This window comes from Serratia sp. H1w, from assembly GCF_000633355.1.
Classification (GTDB): Bacteria; Pseudomonadota; Gammaproteobacteria; order Enterobacterales; family Enterobacteriaceae; genus Chania.
Window position 1 is genome coordinate 1 of the sequence record NZ_AYMQ01000203.1, and the last position, 265, is coordinate 265.

Annotated in this window: 1 protein-coding gene; it reads left to right on the top strand. The window is 55.1% G+C overall.

Going from position 1 to position 265, the window contains the following annotated elements:
- Positions 1-10: 10 nt before the first annotated feature.
- On the top strand, positions 11-265 hold a 255-nt coding region (locus U869_RS32960), incomplete at its 3' end, for a transposase (RefSeq protein WP_369795616.1).

A 265-nucleotide genomic window follows, 5' to 3' on the forward strand; every position in this document is an offset into this window, starting at 1 on the left:
TGGGAGTAGCGTGAATCGTCCGGGAAGGTTGTGCAAGGCGGGGAACGGGCACCTACGGCGAGCGTTGTATATGGGGGCGTTGAGCGCGGCACAGCATGAGCCACGAACCCGAGAGTTTTATCAGGCGCTGCAGAAGAGGGGGAAAAAGAAAATACAGGCGATATGCGCCATCATGAGGAAGTACCTGACCGGTCTGTGGAGCTGTATAAAACACGGTCAGGACTTCGATGCAACGAAACTGTTCAGCGAAAAACACCGGCAATCG